Origin of the sequence: Streptomyces argenteolus (assembly GCF_042902585.1) — a bacterium.
In the GTDB taxonomy this organism is placed as follows: Bacteria; Actinomycetota; Actinomycetes; order Streptomycetales; family Streptomycetaceae; genus Streptomyces; species Streptomyces argenteolus.
This window is the reverse complement of sequence record NZ_JBIBEG010000001.1, coordinates 79325-95980: the sequence shown is the minus strand read 5'-3', so window position 1 is coordinate 95980 and position 16656 is coordinate 79325. Positions and strand designations below refer to the sequence as shown.

General features: G+C 71.8%; 16 protein-coding genes. 7 read left to right on the top strand and 9 right to left on the bottom strand.

The annotated features are described in order from the left end of the window. Positions 1–13 precede the first annotated feature (13 nt). The 3 genes from ACFY8O_RS00390 (at position 14) to ACFY8O_RS00380 (ending at position 3174) form a co-directional block, all read left to right on the top strand. Positions 14–1627 carry an ABC transporter permease gene (locus ACFY8O_RS00390; RefSeq protein WP_145810788.1) on the top strand — a complete coding sequence of 538 codons (1614 nt, stop codon included), beginning with the start codon at positions 14–16 and terminating at the stop codon, positions 1625–1627. A gap of 2 nt (positions 1628–1629) precedes the next feature. Then, entirely contained in the window at positions 1630–2652 is a 1023-nt protein-coding gene (locus tag ACFY8O_RS00385; protein WP_387897420.1) for an ABC transporter ATP-binding protein, read from the top strand. 69 nt (positions 2653–2721) lie between these two features. Further along, entirely contained in the window at positions 2722–3174 is a 453-nt protein-coding gene (locus tag ACFY8O_RS00380; protein ID WP_387897417.1) for an SRPBCC family protein, read from the top strand. Between the two features lie 12 nt (positions 3175–3186). Here the strand turns inward: ACFY8O_RS00380 and ACFY8O_RS00375 are convergent, their stop codons facing one another. From ACFY8O_RS00375 to ACFY8O_RS00355, 5 genes are all read right to left on the bottom strand, one after another. Next, the gene (locus ACFY8O_RS00375) at positions 3187–4305 is read right to left on the bottom strand and encodes an LOG family protein (RefSeq protein WP_387897416.1); all 1119 of its coding nucleotides are present in this window, start codon (positions 4303–4305) and stop codon (positions 3187–3189) included. Positions 4306–4340: 35 nt separating this feature from the next. Continuing rightward, positions 4341–5504, bottom strand: a complete 1164-nt coding sequence (locus ACFY8O_RS00370; RefSeq protein WP_387897413.1) for a hypothetical protein — start codon at positions 5502–5504, stop codon at positions 4341–4343. Continuing rightward, positions 5486–6223: an ABC transporter ATP-binding protein gene (locus tag ACFY8O_RS00365; protein WP_145810777.1), complete on the bottom strand. Its 738-nt coding sequence runs from the start codon at positions 6221–6223 to the stop codon at positions 5486–5488. Before ACFY8O_RS00365 ends, ACFY8O_RS00370 begins: the two co-directional genes overlap by 19 nt. Positions 6224–6449: 226 nt before the next feature. After that, on the bottom strand, positions 6450–7829 hold the full coding sequence (locus ACFY8O_RS00360) for an aspartate aminotransferase family protein (protein ID WP_145810775.1): 1380 nt from the start codon (positions 7827–7829) through the stop codon (positions 6450–6452). Continuing rightward, positions 7814–8320: an Lrp/AsnC family transcriptional regulator gene (locus ACFY8O_RS00355; protein WP_145810919.1), complete on the bottom strand. Its 507-nt coding sequence runs from the start codon at positions 8318–8320 to the stop codon at positions 7814–7816. The genes ACFY8O_RS00360 and ACFY8O_RS00355 overlap by 16 nt, the downstream gene beginning before the upstream one ends. A gap of 162 nt (positions 8321–8482) precedes the next feature. Here ACFY8O_RS00355 and ACFY8O_RS00350 point away from each other — a divergent pair, with 162 nt between their 5' ends. Together ACFY8O_RS00350 and ACFY8O_RS00345 are read left to right on the top strand one after the other, a co-directional pair. Next, positions 8483–9922 (top strand): gamma-aminobutyraldehyde dehydrogenase, encoded by a 1440-nt coding sequence (locus tag ACFY8O_RS00350; protein WP_145810773.1) that lies wholly within the window; start codon positions 8483–8485, stop codon positions 9920–9922. A 179-nt stretch (positions 9923–10101) separates the two neighbouring features. Then, the gene (locus tag ACFY8O_RS00345) at positions 10102–10626 is read left to right on the top strand and encodes a hypothetical protein (RefSeq protein ID WP_387897409.1); all 525 of its coding nucleotides are present in this window, start codon (positions 10102–10104) and stop codon (positions 10624–10626) included. Between the two features lie 190 nt (positions 10627–10816). Here the strand turns inward: ACFY8O_RS00345 and ACFY8O_RS00340 are convergent, their stop codons facing one another. From ACFY8O_RS00340 to ACFY8O_RS00330, 3 genes are read right to left on the bottom strand one after another with little or no spacing between them, the layout of a single operon-like run. Beyond that, positions 10817–11623, bottom strand: a complete 807-nt coding sequence (locus tag ACFY8O_RS00340; protein ID WP_387897406.1) for an SAM-dependent methyltransferase — start codon at positions 11621–11623, stop codon at positions 10817–10819. Between the two features lie 51 nt (positions 11624–11674). After that, positions 11675–12379 (bottom strand): glycerophosphodiester phosphodiesterase, encoded by a 705-nt coding sequence (locus ACFY8O_RS00335; RefSeq protein WP_387897404.1) that lies wholly within the window; start codon positions 12377–12379, stop codon positions 11675–11677. A gap of 23 nt (positions 12380–12402) precedes the next feature. Further along, positions 12403–13437 (bottom strand): adenosine deaminase, encoded by a 1035-nt coding sequence (locus tag ACFY8O_RS00330; RefSeq protein WP_387897402.1) that lies wholly within the window; start codon positions 13435–13437, stop codon positions 12403–12405. Positions 13438–13555: 118 nt separating this feature from the next. On the opposite strand from ACFY8O_RS00330, the gene ACFY8O_RS00325 reads away from it, so the two are divergent. After that, positions 13556–14281 carry a DUF4190 domain-containing protein gene (locus tag ACFY8O_RS00325; protein ID WP_145810763.1) on the top strand — a complete coding sequence of 242 codons (726 nt, stop codon included), beginning with the start codon at positions 13556–13558 and terminating at the stop codon, positions 14279–14281. Between the two features lie 66 nt (positions 14282–14347). Here the strand turns inward: ACFY8O_RS00325 and ACFY8O_RS00320 are convergent, their stop codons facing one another. Beyond that, positions 14348–14923, bottom strand: a complete 576-nt coding sequence (locus ACFY8O_RS00320) for an NADAR family protein (RefSeq protein WP_145810761.1) — start codon at positions 14921–14923, stop codon at positions 14348–14350. A 202-nt stretch (positions 14924–15125) separates the two neighbouring features. Here ACFY8O_RS00320 and ACFY8O_RS00315 point away from each other — a divergent pair, with 202 nt between their 5' ends. After that, on the top strand, positions 15126–16640 hold the full coding sequence (locus ACFY8O_RS00315; RefSeq protein ID WP_387897398.1) for a gamma-aminobutyraldehyde dehydrogenase: 1515 nt from the start codon (positions 15126–15128) through the stop codon (positions 16638–16640). Positions 16641–16656: the final 16 nt, after the last annotated feature.

The following is a 16656-nucleotide window of genomic DNA, read 5'->3' as shown; positions in this document are numbered from 1 at the left end:
GCGGCTCGGGCTGATGGCCCTGCCCGTCGCGTTCTTCGCGCTGTTCTTCGCCTACCCGGTCGTCGCGATCGTCGGCCGGGGGCTCAGGGCGGACGGCGTCTGGCAGTTCGGCCGGATCGGCACGGTGCTGAGCCGGCCGGACATCCTGGACGTCCTCCGGTTCACCACCTGGCAGGCGCTCGCCTCCACTCTGCTCACGCTGCTGATCGCCCTGCCGGGCGCCTATGTCTTCGCCCGTCTCGACTTCCCCGGAAAACAGCTGCTGCGGGCCGTGGTCACCGTGCCGTTCGTCCTGCCGACGGTCGTCGTCGGCACGGCGTTCCTCGCCCTGCTGGGGCGCGGCGGGTTCCTCGACGAACTCTGGGGCGTCCGGCTCGACACGACGGTGTGGGCGATCCTGCTCGCCCACGTGTTCTTCAACTACGCCGTCGTCGTACGCACCGTCGGCGGCCTGTGGTCGCAGCTCGACCCCCGGCAGGAGGAAGCGGCCCGGGTGCTCGGCGCCGGGCGGTTCGCCGCCTGGCGGCGGGTGACGCTGCCCGCGCTGGCCCCCGCCGTGGCCGGCGCGGCGGTGATGGTCTTCCTGTTCACGTTCACCTCCTTCGGAGTCGTCCAGATCCTCGGCGGTCCGGCGTACTCCACGCTGGAGGTGGAGATCTACCGGCAGACCGCGCAGCTGCTCGACCTGCCGACCGCCGCCGTCCTGACGCTGGTGCAGTTCGCCGCGGTCGCCGCGATCCTCGCCGTGCACGCCTGGACCGTGCGGCGCAGGGAGACGGCGCTGAGGCTCGTCGACCCCGCCCAGACCTCCCGGCCGCCGCGGGGCGCCGGGCAGCGGGCGCTGCTGGGCGGCGTGCTGCTGACCGTGCTGCTCCTGGTCGTGCTGCCGCTCGGCGTGCTCGTCGAACGCTCCCTGGACACCTCCGGTGGCTACGGGTTCGGCTACTACCGCGCACTGGGGTCCGCCGACGCGGGCGGTTCCACCTTCCTGGTGCCGCCGATCGACGCCATCGGTAACTCCCTGCGCTACGCCCTGGTCGCGACGCTCATCGCCCTCCTGATCGGCGGCCTCGCCGCGGCGGCCCTCACCCGGCGCGCGGGCCGGCTCGTGCGGGGCTTCGACGCGCTGCTGATGCTCCCGCTCGGCGTCTCGGCGGTCACCGTCGGCTTCGGCTTCCTGATCACGCTCGACGAGCCGCCGTTCGACCTGCGGACGTCGTGGATCCTGGTCCCGCTCGCCCAGGCCCTCGTGGGCGTCCCCTTCGTCGTCCGGACCATGCTGCCCGTCCTGCGCGCGGTGGACGAGCGGCTGCGGGAGGCCGCCGCGGTGCTCGGCGCGTCGCCGCTGCGGGCCTGGCGGGAGGTCGACCTGCCGCTGATGCGCCGCGCGCTCCTGGTGGCGGCCGGCTTCGCCTTCGCCGTGTCACTCGGGGAGTTCGGCGCGACCGTGTTCATCGCCCGCCCCGACAATCCGACGCTCCCGGTCGCGGTCGCCAGGCTGCTCGGGCGCTCCGGAGAGCTCAACTACGGGCAGGCGATGGCCCTCAGCACGATTCTGATGCTCGTCTGCGCGGTGTCGCTGCTCCTGCTCGAACGTATCCGCACCGACCGATCCGGGGAGTTCTGACGATGCTGGCAGTGGAGTCGGCCACGGTCCGGTTCGGCGGGCGGACCGCCCTGGACGCGGTCGACCTGGAGGTCGCGGACCACGAGATCGTCTGTGTCCTGGGGCCGAGCGGCAGCGGCAAGTCGACCCTGCTGCGGGCCGTCGCAGGGCTCCAGCACCTGGACGGCGGGCGGGTCCTCCTCGACGGTGCCGACCAGGCCCCGCTGCCCGTGCACCGGCGCGGGCTCGGGCTGATGTTCCAGGACCACCAGTTGTTCCCGCACCGCGACGTCGGCGCGAACGTCGCCTTCGGCCTGCGGATGCACGGAGTCTCCCGCGCCGAGCGCGACCGCAGGGCGGACCAGCTCCTCGACCTCGTGGGCCTGCCCGGGGCGGGCCGGCGGGCCGTCGCCGCCCTGTCCGGTGGTGAACAGCAGCGGGTGGCCCTCGCACGCGCGCTGGCGCCCCGCCCGAAGCTGCTGATGCTGGACGAACCGCTCGGCCAGCTGGACCGGAGTCTGCGGGAACGGCTCGTCGTCGAACTGCGCGCCCTGTTCGGCCGGCTGGGCACCACGGTGCTCGCCGTCACCCACGACCAGGGCGAGGCCTTCGCGCTCGCCGACCGGGTCGTGGTGATGAGAGACGGCCGCATCGCGCAGGCGGGAACCCCCCTGGAGGTCTGGCAGCGCCCCGCGTCGGCGTTCGTCGCCCGCTTCCTCGGCTTCGACAACGTGGTGCAGGCGACGGTCACGGGCACGGCCGCCGACACCCCCTGGGGCAAGGTGCCCGTCCCCGAAGGCTCTCCGCAGGGGGAGCGTGAGCTGCTCGTGCGGCCGGGCGGTGTGCGGCTCGGCGACCCGAAGGACGGACTGCGCTGCACGGTGGGCGTCCGCACCTTCCGCGGCCACCATGTTGCCGTCACCCTGCGGCCCGGGGACGGGCCGCCCCTGGAGGCGGAGTGCGCCCTGCGCGACACCCCCGACGAGGGCGCGGTCGTGGGCGTGACCTTCGACCCGGCGGAGACGGTGGTCCTGCCCCCCGCCTGAACCGGCCCGGGTGGCGGCCCTCGCCGGAGCCTGGTCCTCTGGACGGGGGCGCCGGAGAGGAACAGGGACATGGCTGGTTCATCCCGCGAGGGCATCGACATCACCCGCGTCGTCGCGGCGCCGAGGGACCGGGTCTTCGCCGCCTGGACGGAACCTGCGGACTTCGCCGCCTGGTACGGGGGCGACGCGGACGTGCCGCTCGACCGGGTCTCCATGGACGTCACGCCGGGCGGCGCGTGGAGCCTCGTCATCGTGATGCCGGGCGTGGAGATGCCCTTCCACGGCGTCTACCGTGAGGTGTCAGCCCCCGAACGGCTCGTCTTCACGCTGAAGGACGCAAGCGCGCCCGGGGACATCGAGGGCGAAACCGTCACGGTCACCCTCACCGAGCAGAGCCGCACGTCCACCGAGATGGTCTTCCGCCAGCGCGGCGGACATCTCACACCCGAGCAGTACGCGGCGGCCGAGGACGGCTGGGAGGCGTTCTTCGACGCCCTCGACACCCTGCTCGCCTCGCGCTGAGCGCCCGCCCGGTCAGCCCGTCAGCCGGGCGAGCGCCCCCGCCGCCTCCTCCACCGTGTCGACGAGCGCGATACGCGACTCCATCGCCCGGTCCGCCGCCAGCGCCCGCAGCAGCGGCCAGGCGGGGAGCTTCTCGGTCCAGTGCGCGCGGTTCACCAGCACCATCGGGGTGGGCGCGGAACGCGACTCGTAGTAGTTCGGCGTCGCGTTGTCGAAGATCTCCTGGACGGTCCCGGCAGCACCGGGCAGGAAGATCACGCCCGCGGTCGAGCGGGCGAGCAGACCGTCCTCGCGCACGGCGTTCGCGAAGTACTTGGCGATGTGGTCCGCGAAGGCGTTCGGCGGCTCGTGACCGTAGAACCAGGTGGGGATCGCGACCGAGGACCCGCCCTCAGGCCAGCGTTCCCGCACGTCGAAGGCGGCCGTCGCCCAGTCGGTGACCGACGGGCTGAACGAGGGCACGGTGGCGAGGAGTTCGCAGGCCTTCAGCAGCATCGCGTCGGAGTGCGGAGCCGAGTACGCGCCCAGGTTGGCGGCCTCCATCGCGCCGGGGCCGCCGCCCGTGGCGACCGTCAGGCCGCTGCGGGCCAGTTCCCTGCCGAGCACGGCCGCGCCTCGGTACTCCCCGGTGCCCCGGGCCATCGCGTGGCCGCCCATCACCCCCACCACCCGCGCCCCGGTGAGGTGTTCGTCCAGCGCGTCCGACACCGCGTCGTCGTGCAGCGCCCGCAGCATCGACGCGAAGACGTCGCCGTTCGCCTTGGTCAGCTGGAACCAGCCGTAGGCCCGAGCGTCCGGCGTCGCCGCGTAACCCCCCTCCGCCAGGCCCTCGTACAGAGCGTCCGGGCTGTAGAGCAGCCCGCGGTACGGGTCGAAGGGCAGGCCGGGCACCGGCGGGAAGACGAAGGCCCCGTCCGCGCGTATCTTCGCGTCGGCGCGGGGCTCCATCCGGCAGCCGAGGAAGACGGCGCCCCGCGTCCCGGTCGTGAGCAGGGCCCGTGTCCGGTCCGTCAGGTCGACGGACTGGACACGATGGCCGGCCAGGCTTCCCGCCGCGACGGCCAGGTCGAATGCGGCGAGGGTCTCTATCTCGGCGCCGGGTGCGTAGGTGTTCTCGTCCGGATTCTCCACACCGCCATGCTACGGACCGGCCCCGGCGCCAGGTGTCACTCCGTCAGAGGGAGCGCCGCCAGCCAGGCGATCGCCCAGGTCAGCGGGGCGAAGACGAGCAGAAGCACCACCGCGCGCAGTGCGGCGGCCGACCGGAGGGCGGAGGCCGGAGCGCCCAGCCGCAGCAGCGTCCTGGCGGTGCGTACCCGTGCCTGCCTCGCCTCCAGCGCGGAGGTGAGCAGCGTCGCCGTGGTGCAGCCGAGGACCAGCACGGCGCCGAGCGCGGTGAGCGGACCGAAGGGGCGTGGCTCGCCGGTGTAGAGCACCGACGCGGCGATCACCCCGGACAGCACCGCGCAGACGATGCCGAGCGGGCGGCCGATCCTGGACGCCTCGTCCATCAGGGCCCTGCCCGCGAGCAGCCGTACGGCTCCCGGGCGCACCGCCTGGAGCAGCCGGCCGCACAGATGGGTGAGGCCGGGGCCCGCCATGGCCAGCCCGATCGCGGTGAGGACCCAGCCCACGAGCACGGCCGCCGGGGTGGAGTCCAGCCGCCCGGGCAGCGGGAAGGGATTGCCCCCCGAGCCGCGGCTGGTGTAGGCCTCGACCGCGAGACCGGCCGCGGCCAGCGCGACTCCCCAGGGCAGTCCCGTCGGCGCCGGGGCGGGCCTGAGGTCGTCCTCGGCCTCCTGGGCCTCGGACGGGGCGACGGGCCTGGAGCGCAGCGCGAGCCCGCCGGCGGCCGACGCGGCCAGCGGCACCAGGGCCAGCAGGGTGAGTGCGGCGCCGAGGGGCAGCGGGGTGCCCGCCCCGAGGAACTCCGCCGCGCCGCCGTCGAACGGGAGCCCGGTCAGATCGCCGCGCAGATGGAGGAAGAACAGCAGCGCCACCGCCGAGCCGAGTGTGGTGGACACCGCGGTCGAGATCGCCGCGAGCACGGCGAGCCGGTGAGGGCCGAGCCCGGCGGCGAAGGGGCCGGGCCGGGGGCGGGTGCTCGGATCCGTGCGCGCGACCGCGACCGCGAACTGCACGGTCGCGGCCAGCGGAACGACGCACCAGAGCAGCCTCAGCACGGAACCGGAGGAGTGCGCCGGGTGGGCCGACGCGTACCCCAGAGTGCACAGCAGCAGGAAGCCGACCCCCGCGGACGCGGCGGCGAGGAGCAGCCGCCGCACCAGGACCAGGGGGTGCGAGCCGCGGGTCAGACGGAGAGCGAGCACGCCGAGCGGCCTTCCGTATCGGACGCGGCGGGCAGGGAGACGGTGGTGACGCGGCGGCCGTCCAGGAGCGAGATCACACGGTCCGCGAGGGAGGCGACTTCCGGGTCGTGGGTGGCGATCACGACCGTGATGCCGTGGGAGCGCGCGGCCGTGGTCAGGGTGCGCAGGAGCTGGGCGCGCTCGGTGCTGTGCAGTGAGGCGGTCGGCTCGTCGGCGAAGATCACGGACGGTGAGGCGGCCAGCGCGCGGGCCACCGAGATCCGCTGCCGTTGCGACTGGAGGAGGGCGTGTGGCCTCTTCCGGGCGAGCGGGCCGATGTCCAGCCGCTCCAGCCACTCGGTGGCGGCCTTCTTCGCCGCCCGGTGCGAGACCCCCCGGAGCAGCAGCGGCAGTGCGGCGTTCTCCCAGGTGTTGAGCTCCGGCACGAGCTGCGGTTCGGCGGCGATCCAGCCGAACCTGTCGCGGCGCAGCTGTTCGCGCAGGCGGGGGCCCATGGTGTGCACGGGCACGCTGTTGAACCAGACCTCGCCCTGCTCGGGCACCAGCTGGCCGGAGAGGCAGTGCAGGAGCGTCGTCTTCCCGCTCCCCCGGGGGCCGGTCACGGCGAGGACCTCGCCGTCCCGGACGCCGAGCGAGACGCCGTTGAGCCCCGGGGAGCCGTTGTGGGAGTGGTGCAGGGAACGTGCCCAGATCACGTCGTTGTCGGGCGGGGCCACCATGGCGTACACCTCGGTTCGGATCAGATCTCCTGTCCCCCGTACGGGGGAACGAATACAACGAGAAAAAGGCCGATCGGTCACTCGGCACGCTAGGCAGCCGGACCGGGGTGTCGGGACAGTACGCGGCCCGGATGCCCCCCTTCTCACTCGAACGGGTGCATCCGGGCCGCGTGGTCCGTATGAGATGACTGCCGCGTGTATCGGTGGCGGCAGGCCGGTGGGCCGGTCAGAGCTTGGTCCAGGCCTCCGTCAGCACGCTCCGCAGGATGCCCTCGATCTCGTCGAAGGTCGACTGGTCGGAGATCAGCGGCGGGGCGAGCTGCACGACCGGGTCGCCACGGTCGTCGGCCCGGCAGTAGAGGCCGTTCTCGTACAGCGCCTTGGAGAGGAAGCCGTACAGGACGCGCTCGGTCTCCTCGTCGGTGAAGGTCTCCTTGGTGGCCTTGTCCTTCACCAGCTCGATGCCGTAGAAGAACCCGTTGCCGCGGACGTCGCCGACTATCGGCAGGTCGTGCAGCTTCTGGAGCGTCGTCAGGAAGGCGTTCTCGTTGTCCAGCACGTGCTGGTTGAGGCCCTCGCGCTCGAAGATGTCGAGGTTGGCGAGGCCGACCGCGGCGGAGACCGGGTGCCCGCCGAAGGTGTAGCCGTGCAGGAAGGTGTTGCCGCCCTGGTAGAACGGCTCGGCGATGCGGTCCGAGACGATGCAGGCGCCGATCGGGGAGTAGCCCGACGTCATGCCCTTGGCGCAGGTGATCATGTCCGGCACGTAGCCGAACTTGTCGCAGGCGAACATCGTGCCGAGGCGGCCGAAGGCGCAGATGACCTCGTCGGAGACGAGCAGCACGTCGTACTGATCGCAGATCTCGCGCACGCGCTGGAAGTACCCGGGCGGCGGCGGGAAGCAGCCACCGGCGTTCTGCACGGGCTCCAGGAAGACGGCGGCGACGGTGTCCGGGCCCTCGAACAGGATCTCCTGCTCGATCTGGTCGGCGGCCCAGCGGCCGAAGGCCTCGGGGTCGTCGCCGAACAGGGGCGCGCGGTAGATGTTGGTGTTCGGCACCTTGTGGGCACCGGGGACCAGCGGCTCGAAAGGCGCCTTGAGCGCGGGCAGTCCGGTGATCGACAGGGCGCCCTGGGGGGTGCCGTGGTAGGCCACCGCGCGCGAGATGACCTTGTACTTGGTCGGCTTGCCCTTGAGCTTGAAGTACTGCTTGGCCAGCTTCCAGGCCGTCTCGACGGCCTCACCGCCGCCCGTGGTGAAGAAGACCTTGTTGAGGTCGCCCGGGGCGTAGTCCGCGAGCCGCTCGGCCAGTTCCACGGCCTTGGGGTGGGCGTAGGACCACACGGGGAAGAAGGCGAGCTCCTGTCCCTGCTTGTACGCCGTCTCGGCGAGCTCGTGACGGCCGTGCCCGGCGTTGACCACGAACAGGCCGGAGAGGCCGTCGAGGTAACGCTTGCCCTTGTCGTCGTAGATGTAGGTGCCCTCGCCACGCACGATGGTGGGAACGGGCGCGTTCTCGTAGTCCGACATGCGGGTGAAGTGCATCCACAGGTGGTCGTACGCGGTTCGGCTGAGGTCCTTGCTCACGGCTATCGGGTTCCCCACATGTAGGTCTGCTTCTTGAGCTTGAGGTAGACGAAGCTCTCGGTGGAGCGCACGCCGGGAATGGCCCGGATGCGTTTGTTGATCGTCTCCAGCAGGTGGTCGTCGTCCTCGCAGACGATCTCCACCATGAGGTCGAAGGAGCCCGCGGTCATCACCACGTACTCGCACTCGGCCATGGCCGACAGGGCCTCGGCCACCGGGTCGAGGTCGCCCTCGACGTTGATCCCGACCATCGCCTGACGCCGCAGCCCCACGGTGAGCGGGTCCGTGACGGCGACGATCTGCATCACGCCCTGGTCCAGCAGCTTCTGGACGCGCTGGCGCACGGCCGCCTCGGACAGGCCCACGGCCTTGCCGATCGCGGCGTACGGCCTGCGCCCGTCCTCCTGGAGCTGCTCGATGATTGCGAGGGACACGGCATCGACCGCTGGTGCCGATCCGTTCCCGGTCCTGGAGTCTGCGCTGCGACTGGCCACGCAGCCACTGTGCACTGCGAGTCGTCTGTCTGGCAAGCCCGAATCGATGAAATTCGTTGTTTGAGTCGCTCAAACTCACTGAATCCGAAGTTCTCGGCGGTTGGGTATGTCGAAAGCGTCGCCCGACCGTCTAGGCTGGACATCTCACCCATCGGACAGCCGACAGGAGGGGTGGTTGTGACCACCGAGGTGCGCCGTCTGCGCAACTACATCAACGGAGAGTTCCGGGACGCCGCGGACGGGCGGACCATCGACGTGGTCAACCCGGTGACCGAAGAGGTCTACGCGACCTCGCCGCTCTCCGGGCAGGCCGACGTCGACGCCGCCATGCAGGCCGCCGCCGCGGCCTTTCCCGCCTGGCGCGACGTGACGCCCGCCGAACGCCAGAAGGCGCTGCTGAAGATCGCGGACGCCTTCGAGGAGCGGGCGGAGGACCTCGTCGCCGCCGAGTCGGAGAACACCGGCAAGCCGCTGGAGCTCACCCGCACCGAAGAGATCCCGCCGATGGTGGACCAGATCCGCTTCTTCGCCGGAGCCGCACGGCTGCTCGAAGGCCGTTCGGCCGGCGAGTACATGGAGGGCCTCACCTCCATCGTCCGCCGCGAGCCGGTGGGCGTCTGCGCCCAGGTCGCGCCGTGGAACTACCCGATGATGATGGCCGTGTGGAAGTTCGCCCCGGCGCTCGCCGCGGGCAACACCGTGGTCATCAAGCCGTCCGACACGACCCCCGCGTCGACGGTGCTGATCGCCGAGATCATCGGGCAGATCCTGCCCGCCGGTGTCTTCAACGTGGTCTGCGGCGACCGGGAGACCGGCCGCGCGATGGTCGAGCACCCGACCCCGGCGATGGCCTCCATCACCGGCTCCGTGCGGGCCGGCATGCAGGTCGCCGAGTCCGCGGCCAAGGACGTCAAGCGGGTCCACCTGGAGCTCGGCGGCAAGGCGCCCGTCGTCGTGTTCGAGGACACCGACATCGCGAAGGCCGTCGAGGGCATCTCCGTAGCGGGGTACTTCAACGCCGGCCAGGACTGTACGGCCGCGACCCGCGTCATGGTCCACGAGTCCATCCACGACGAGTTCGTCACCGCGCTCGCCAAGGCGGCGGCCGACACGAAGACCGGTCTGCCGGACGACGAGGACGTGCTCTACGGCCCGCTGAACAACGCCAACCAGCTGGCGCAGGTCTCGGGCTTCATCGAGCGGCTCCCCGCGCACGCCAAGGTCGAGGCGGGCGGCCACCGGGTCGGCGAGAAGGGCTACTTCTACGCCCCGACCGTCGTCTCCGGCCTCCGTCAGGAGGACGAGATCATCCAGCACGAGGTCTTCGGGCCCGTCATCACCGTGCAGTCCTTCAGCGACGAGGCCCAGGCCGTGGAGTACGCCAACGGCGTGGAGTACGCCCTGGCCTCCTCGGTATGGACCAAGGACCACGCGCGCGCGATGCGGATGTCCAAGAAGCTCGACTTCGGCTGCGTGTGGATCAACACCCACATCCCGCTCGTCGCCGAGATGCCGCACGGCGGGTTCAAGAAGTCCGGCTACGGCAAGGACCTCTCCGCGTACGGCTTCGAGGACTACACCCGGATCAAGCACGTCATGACGTCCCTGGACGACTGATCCGCACGAGAGCGTCACGACGGCCCCGGGCCCGCCCGGGGCCGTTTCGCGTACCTAGGCCCGCCTCCGGTGCCCGGGAATCGGGTTCGCTCCCAGGTGATCCGCGCACCGGGGCGCCCTCGGACGCGCTGCGGGGACCCAGTTTTTGAACGTGTTCATGCCGGGCGTACTCTGCGGCCATGAACGAGCGAGCCCTCTTGCGGCGCATACGCGTGTGGTTGGTCGTCTTCATCGTCTGTCTGGTGCTCAGCGGGCTCACCGCCTTCCCCCTGGTCACCGAACTCCGCTGGGCCGAGGACCTGCTGAACGCCCCGGCCTCACCCGCCCCCGAGCACCTCCCGGCCCTGACCGAATGGATCGGCCGGGTACGGACCGGTCTGGACGAGGCCGACGCGGACCATCCCTTCGTCCTGTACGGCACCGACTGGCTGGCCTTCGCCCACCTCGTCATCGCCGTCGCCTTCTACGGCCCCTACCGCGACCCGGTCCGCAACATCTGGGTGATCGAGTTCGGCATGATCGCCTGCGCCGGGATCATCCCGCTCGCCCTGATCTGCGGTCAGATCAGGGACATCCCGTTCTGGTGGACCGTCATCGACATGTCCTTCGGGGTCTTCGGCGTCATCCCGCTGCTCGTCGTACGCCGCATGATCAAGCGGCTGGAGGCGGCGACCGCGGTGGAGTCGTCCCCGGCCCCGCGCTGAACCAGGGTACGCAGCCCTTCGGTACGTGCCCGCGCGAGGCGCCCGGGCCCGGTGAGGTGCACACCTCCACCGGCGTCGGTGCGGGGCGGACGCCGCGACCGGCCTCGGGCCCCGCCCGGCCGTACCCGCGAGCTGCGCCCCGGGGAGTGCCCCGGCCGGGACGGCGTCCCCGGCGGCCGGGCTCCCCGCCTCAGGGTTTCCGGCCCACCGCGCCGAACTGGGCGACCTCGGGGGTCCGCGCGGTGGCGCCCGCCCGCCAGCGGGAGCAGGACACGATGCCCGGCTCCAGGAGGGTCAGGCCGTCCAGGAACGAGGCGAACTCCGTCCGGGTGCGCGCGGTGATCGGCGGGGTGGCGTTCTCGTTCCAGAAGCGCATCGCCGCCTCGTTGCCCTCGCCGCCCAGCTCCAGCGTGGGGTGCGTGAGCACCAGGTGGCTGCCGGAGGGCAGCGCGTCCATCAGTGTCCGCACGATGGTCCGTGCCTCGTCCGTGTCCAGCACGAAGTTGAGGATGCCGAGCATCATCACCGCGACCGGCCGCCGCAGGTCCAGGGTGCCCTCGGCGGCCCGCAGGATCCGCTGCGGATCCCGGGCGTCCGCTTCGATGTACTCGGTGGCGCCCTCGGGGGAGCTGCTGAGCAGGGAGCGCGCGTGCGCCAGCACGATCGGGTCGTTGTCGACGTACACGACGCGCGCGTCGGGCGCGGTGTGCTGGGCGACCTCGTGGGTGTTGTCCGCGCTCGGCAGCCCGGTGCCGATGTCCAGGAACTGGCCTGTGCCCGCGTCACCGGCCAGATGGCGCACGACCCGGCCCAGGAACGCCCGGTCCGCGCGGGCCACTTCGCCGATGCTCGGGTACATGCCGGTGACCCGGTCGCCGACCGCACGGTCCACGGGGTAGTGGTCCTCGCCGCCCAGCCAGTAGTTCCACACCCGGGCGTTGTGGGCGATGTCGACGCGGACACGGGCGGGTGCGGTGCGGGGGCCTGGCTCGGGCACGTCAGCTCCTGGGATCACGGACGGTACGGACCGCCCATGATGCCGGACCGATCAAGAAGCTCCGGAGGAGGGCGACTTGGCGAGTTCCGTCCGGAGTGCCTCGATCCTGTTGGTGGTGATCGAGTCGACGCCGTACGCCAGCAGCCGGCGCATCGTGCGACGGGTGTCGGCCGTCCAGGCGGAGACCAGCAGCCCGTCGGAGTGGATGCGGGCGGTCAGCTCCCGGCTCAGCAGCCCGAAGCGGTAGTTGAGCCAGCGGGGGCGCACCGCGTCGAGCAGGACGGCACGCGGTGGAGCGAGCGTCGTCCAGGTCAGCGCGATCTCCGCCGAGGGGTCCGCGGCGCGCACCCGCAGCATCGCCTCGGTGTTCGCGCAGTAGTAGACGCGGTCGGCCGCCCCGCACTCCCGCACCACGGCGACGACCTCCCGCACCCCCGCCTCGGTGGCGCCGGGCAGATCGATCATGATCCGCCGGTCGCCGGCCGCGGACAGGGCCTCACGCAGGGCCGGAACCCCTCCGCCGGTCCTCTCCACGACCTCCCGGTGGCCGAGGCGGTCGACGGGCACGTCATGGCCCCACAGGCGTTCCAGGGTCCGGTCGTGCAGCAGGACGGGCACCTTGTCACGGGTGACGCGGACGTCGATCTCGACCGCGTCCGCCCCCCGTGCGACGGCGGACCTGATCGAGGGGAGCGTGTTCTCGCGGGCGCGGTAGGGATCGCCACGGTGGGCCACGGCGGTGACGTCGGTGATCATGGGGCCATTGTGACCGCGCGGGCTCACCGGCCGGGGCCGCTCAGCCAGTTCGTCGTGTACGTGTCGATCTCGCCGGCCAGCGTCCTCTTTCCGGCCGGGTCGAGGTACGACGCCTCCACCGCGTTCTTCGCCAGAGCCGCGAGGCCGATCTCGTCCAGGCCGAGCAGCCGGGCCGCCACGGCGTACTCGTTGTTGAGGTCGGTGCCGAACATCGGCGGGTCGTCGCTGTTGACGGTGACGAGGACACCCGCGTCGACCATCTCCTTGATCGGGTGCCGGTCCAGGTCGGCGACCGCGCGGGTGGCGATGTTCGACGTCGGGCAGACCTCCAGGGCGATGCGGTGCTCGGTGAGATGGGCCAGCAGCTTCGGGTCCTGCGTGGAGCTGGTGCCGTGCCCGATGCGCTCGGCGCGCAGGGAGGTGAGCGCGTCCCAGACGGTCTGCGGCCCCGTGGTCTCCCCGGCGTGCGGGACGGAGTGCAGGCCCTCGGCGATCGCCCGGTCGAAGTACGGCTTGAACTGCGGGCGGTCCACGCCCACCTCGGGTCCGCCGAGACCGAAGGAGACCAGCCCCTCGGGCCGCAGGTCCACGGCGAGCCGGGTCGTCTCCTCGGCGGCCTCCAGGCCCGCCTCGCCGGGGATGTCGAAGCACCAGCGCAGCACGACGCCGAGTTCGGTCTCGGCCGCCCTGCGGGCGTCCTCGATGGCCTCCATGAAGCCCTGCTCCGGGATCCCCCTGCGGGTCGAGCTGAACGGGGTGACGGTCAGCTCCGCGTACCGGATGTTCTGCCGGGCCATGTCCCGCGCGACCTCGAAGGTCAGCAGCCGCACGTCCTCGGGGGTGCGGATCAGGTCGACCACCGAGAGGTAGACGTCGATGAAGTGCCCGAAGTCGGTGAAGGTGAAGAAGTCCGACAGGGCCTCGGGGTCGGTGGGGACCTTGGAGTCGGGGTGGTGGGCGGCTAGTTCGGCCACGATGCGCGGGGAGGCGGATCCCACGTGGTGGACGTGGAGCTCGGCCTTGGGCAGCCCCGCGATGAAGGGGTGCAGATCGTTCATCGGATTCTCCCGGATCTCTGTTCTGGGCCGGGCGGACCGGCTGCACCGATCATCGTAGGCGGGGGGCTGCGGCCCGATGCCGGGCCGTAGCATGGCGGGACCACGATGGGGGAGGCCCATGTCAGACAACACATCGCAGCCCGGTGGCGAGGGCGTGCCGCGCGATCCGTGGGCACCGCCGGACAGCCGGGTCGAGCTGGGCAAGCAGCCCGCCGACGCCGGACCGCCCGCCGTGCACAACCAGCCGACGGTCACATCCATGCCCGGCCCGGACGCGGGGGGCGGGCACATACCCGGACCGGCCGGAAACTTCGGCCCGGCCCCGCAGCCCGGCATGCCGCACCCCGGTATGCCGGCCCCTCCGACGGCGCCGAACGGACCGGGGCAGCCCGGTCAGTACGGCTACCCGGACCCCGCGGCCCCGCCCTCCGCGGCGTACGCCTACCCCACTCCCGCGCCGCCGTCCGCCGCGTACGGCTACCCCGGGTACCCCGGCTACGCGGCCCAGCCCGCCTGGGGACCGGCGCCCTCGAACGGGCTGGGCGTCGCGGCGCTGGTGCTCGGCATCATCGCCGTGGCCGGCTTCTGCATGTGGGGGCTCGGCATCATCCTGGGCATCCTCGCCCTGATCTTCGGCGTCATCGGCCGCGGCCGTGCCAAGCGGGGCGAGGCGACCAACGGCGGGATGGCGCTCGCCGGGATCATCCTGGGCTCGATCGCGATCGTCGTGAGCGCGGTCTTCCTCGGGTTCATGATCTGGGCCATCGCCAACGACGAGTCCGGCAGCGAGTACGACTACGACGACCCCTACGCCACGTCGCTGGTCGTCGGTTCCTCCCGCTGACGCACGGCGGACCGGCGGGTGCGGCCGGGCCGGGGACGCCCGTCCCCGGCCCGGCCGCGGGCCGTGTCACCCCTCGCGCAGCAGTGCTCGCGCCTCCATGAGGGCGAAGCCCAGCAGATTCAGCCCTCGCCAGGAGGCGGGCTCCAGGGCACGCGGATCGTCCTCGGCGAGCCCGATGCCCCATATCCGGTCCAGCGGGCTGGCCTCCACGAGCACCCGCTCCCCGGTGCCCAGCAGGTAGGCGCGCAGGGCCGGGTCCTGGCCGAACTTGTGGACGCTGCCCGCGACGACCAGGGCGAACCGCTCGCGCTCCCACGTGGCGCCGTCGAACCCCCTGACCAGCCGCCCGGCCTTCTTCGCCTCCGCGGGGCTGCGCGCCGCCACCGCCCGGGCCTCCGCCTCCGGGTCCCCGAAGAGGCGGGCCTTGCCGGCCATCATCCAGTGCTCCGCGGTCGCGTAGGTGACCGCGTCGACGGTGAAGGGCGACGGCCACCACTGGCTGAGGCAGCTCTTCCCCAGCTCGCCGTCCGCGCGGGCCCGATGGCCCCAGAACGGCAGGTACTTCACCCGCTCCCCGCGGGCCACCCGCGCTACGAGAGCGTCCCGTTCCCCACAGTCCCGTTCCACAGAGTCCTGTCCCATGGCAGCCGAGTCTGGCATCCGCCACTGACAGCCGGTACAGGGATTTCCGTGTACACGAGACACATCGTCGACAGATTCCGTCGCGTAACCAAAAGGAAACAACGGAATCACTTGTTGGTAGAGGGCGCCTCTGTCAGGATCGGCACTCAATTCGACAAGAAGCTACGCCGCCCCTGGTCACAGGGCGGCGGAGGAGAGCGTCATGGACAACGGCTTCGAGATACGGGAGCGCTTCGCGGCGGGCGCGCAGTACATCGGCGGCCGGCTGCGCCCGGGCACGTCGGGGCGCCACCAGGAGGTGGTGAACCCCGCGACGGGCGGGACGGTCCTGCGCTACGAACTGGCCGGCACCGAGGACGTGGACGCCGCCGTCGCCGCCGCACGCGAGGCGTTCCCCGGCTGGTCGGGGCTCACCCCCGGCGAACGGTCGCAGGCGCTGCACCGCTTCGCCGCCGTACTCGACCGGCAGGCAGGCGCGTTCGCGTACGCCGAGTCGGTGCAGTGCGGCAAGCCGCTCAAGCTCTCCACCGAGTTCGACGTCCCGGGCACGGTCGACAACACCTCGTTCTTCGCGGGCGCCGCACGCCACCTCGAAGGGAAGTCGGCCGCCGAGTACAGCGGCGACCACACCTCCTACGTACGCCGTGAGGCCCTCGGGGTCATCGGCTCCGTCGCACCCTGGAACTACCCGCTCCAGATGGCCGCCTGGAAGATCCTGCCGGCCGTCGCCGCGGGCAACACCATCGTGCTGAAACCCTCCGAGATCACGCCGCTGACCTCCCTGATGTTCGCGCAGGCGGCCACCGAGGCCGGCCTCCCCGACGGGGTGATCAACATCGTCTCCGGCGCGGGGCGGGACGCGGGCGAGCACCTCGTGAGCCACCCCGACGTCGTGATGGTCTCCTTCACCGGATCCACCGCCGTCGGCAGGCGCGTCGCCGAGCTCGCCACCTCCACCGTCAAGCGCCTGCACCTGGAACTCGGCGGCAAGGCACCCTTCCTCGTCTTCGAGGACGCGGATCTCGACGCCGCCGTCCAGGGAGCGGTCGCCGCCTCGCTCATCAACACGGGCCAGGACTGCACGGCCGCCACCCGCGCCTATGTGCAGCGCCCCCTGTACGACGCGTTCGTGAGCGGGGTCGCCGCCCTGATGGAGGGCGTGCGGCTGGGGGACCCCTTCGACCCGTCGACCGACCTGGGCCCGCTGATCAGCCACCAGCAGCGCGACCGCGTCGCCGGCTTCGTCGAACGTGCCCGCGCCCACGCCACCGTCGTCACCGGCGGAGAGGCTCCCGGCGGCGCGCTGTCCGAGGGGGCCTACTACCGGCCGACCCTGATCACGGACGCCGCCCAGGACAGCGAGATCGTCAGCGCGGAGATCTTCGGGCCCGTCCTGGTCGTGCTGCCCTTCGACACCGACGACGAGGGAATCCGCCTCGCCAACGACACCCCGTACGGACTGGCCGCCTCCGCCTGGAGCACCGGCCTGTACCGGGCCAACCGCGCGACCCGTGAGCTCAGGGCGGGCTGCGTGTGGATCAACGACCACATCCCGATCATCAGCGAGATGCCGCACGGCGGTTACCGGGCCAGCGGCTTCGGCAAGGACATGTCGTCGTACTCCTTCGAGGAGTACACGCAGGTCAAGCACGTCATGTACGACAACACCGCGGTGGCCCGGAAGGACTGGCACCGCACCGTTTTCGGGGACCGATAGCAGCGGCCGCCGCACG

Excerpts from the sequence above, each read along its gene's own strand:
- ACFY8O_RS00325 (WP_145810763.1), top strand. The coding sequence starts at position 13,556 with ATGTCAGACAACACATCGCAGCCCGGTGGCGAGGGCGTGCCGCGCGAT.
- ACFY8O_RS00315 (WP_387897398.1), top strand. The coding sequence starts at position 15,126 with ATGGACAACGGCTTCGAGATACGGGAGCGCTTCGCGGCGGGCGCGCAG.
- ACFY8O_RS00390 (WP_145810788.1), top strand. The coding sequence starts at position 14 with ATGGCCCTGCCCGTCGCGTTCTTCGCGCTGTTCTTCGCCTACCCGGTC.
- ACFY8O_RS00365 (WP_145810777.1), bottom strand. The coding sequence starts at position 6,223 with ATGGTGGCCCCGCCCGACAACGACGTGATCTGGGCACGTTCCCTGCAC.
- ACFY8O_RS00335 (WP_387897404.1), bottom strand. The coding sequence starts at position 12,379 with ATGATCACCGACGTCACCGCCGTGGCCCACCGTGGCGATCCCTACCGC.
- ACFY8O_RS00330 (WP_387897402.1), bottom strand. The coding sequence starts at position 13,437 with ATGAACGATCTGCACCCCTTCATCGCGGGGCTGCCCAAGGCCGAGCTC.
- ACFY8O_RS00320 (WP_145810761.1), bottom strand. The coding sequence starts at position 14,923 with ATGGGACAGGACTCTGTGGAACGGGACTGTGGGGAACGGGACGCTCTC.
- ACFY8O_RS00345 (WP_387897409.1), top strand. The coding sequence starts at position 10,102 with ATGAACGAGCGAGCCCTCTTGCGGCGCATACGCGTGTGGTTGGTCGTC.
- ACFY8O_RS00380 (WP_387897417.1), top strand. The coding sequence starts at position 2,722 with ATGGCTGGTTCATCCCGCGAGGGCATCGACATCACCCGCGTCGTCGCG.
- ACFY8O_RS00385 (WP_387897420.1), top strand. The coding sequence starts at position 1,630 with ATGCTGGCAGTGGAGTCGGCCACGGTCCGGTTCGGCGGGCGGACCGCC.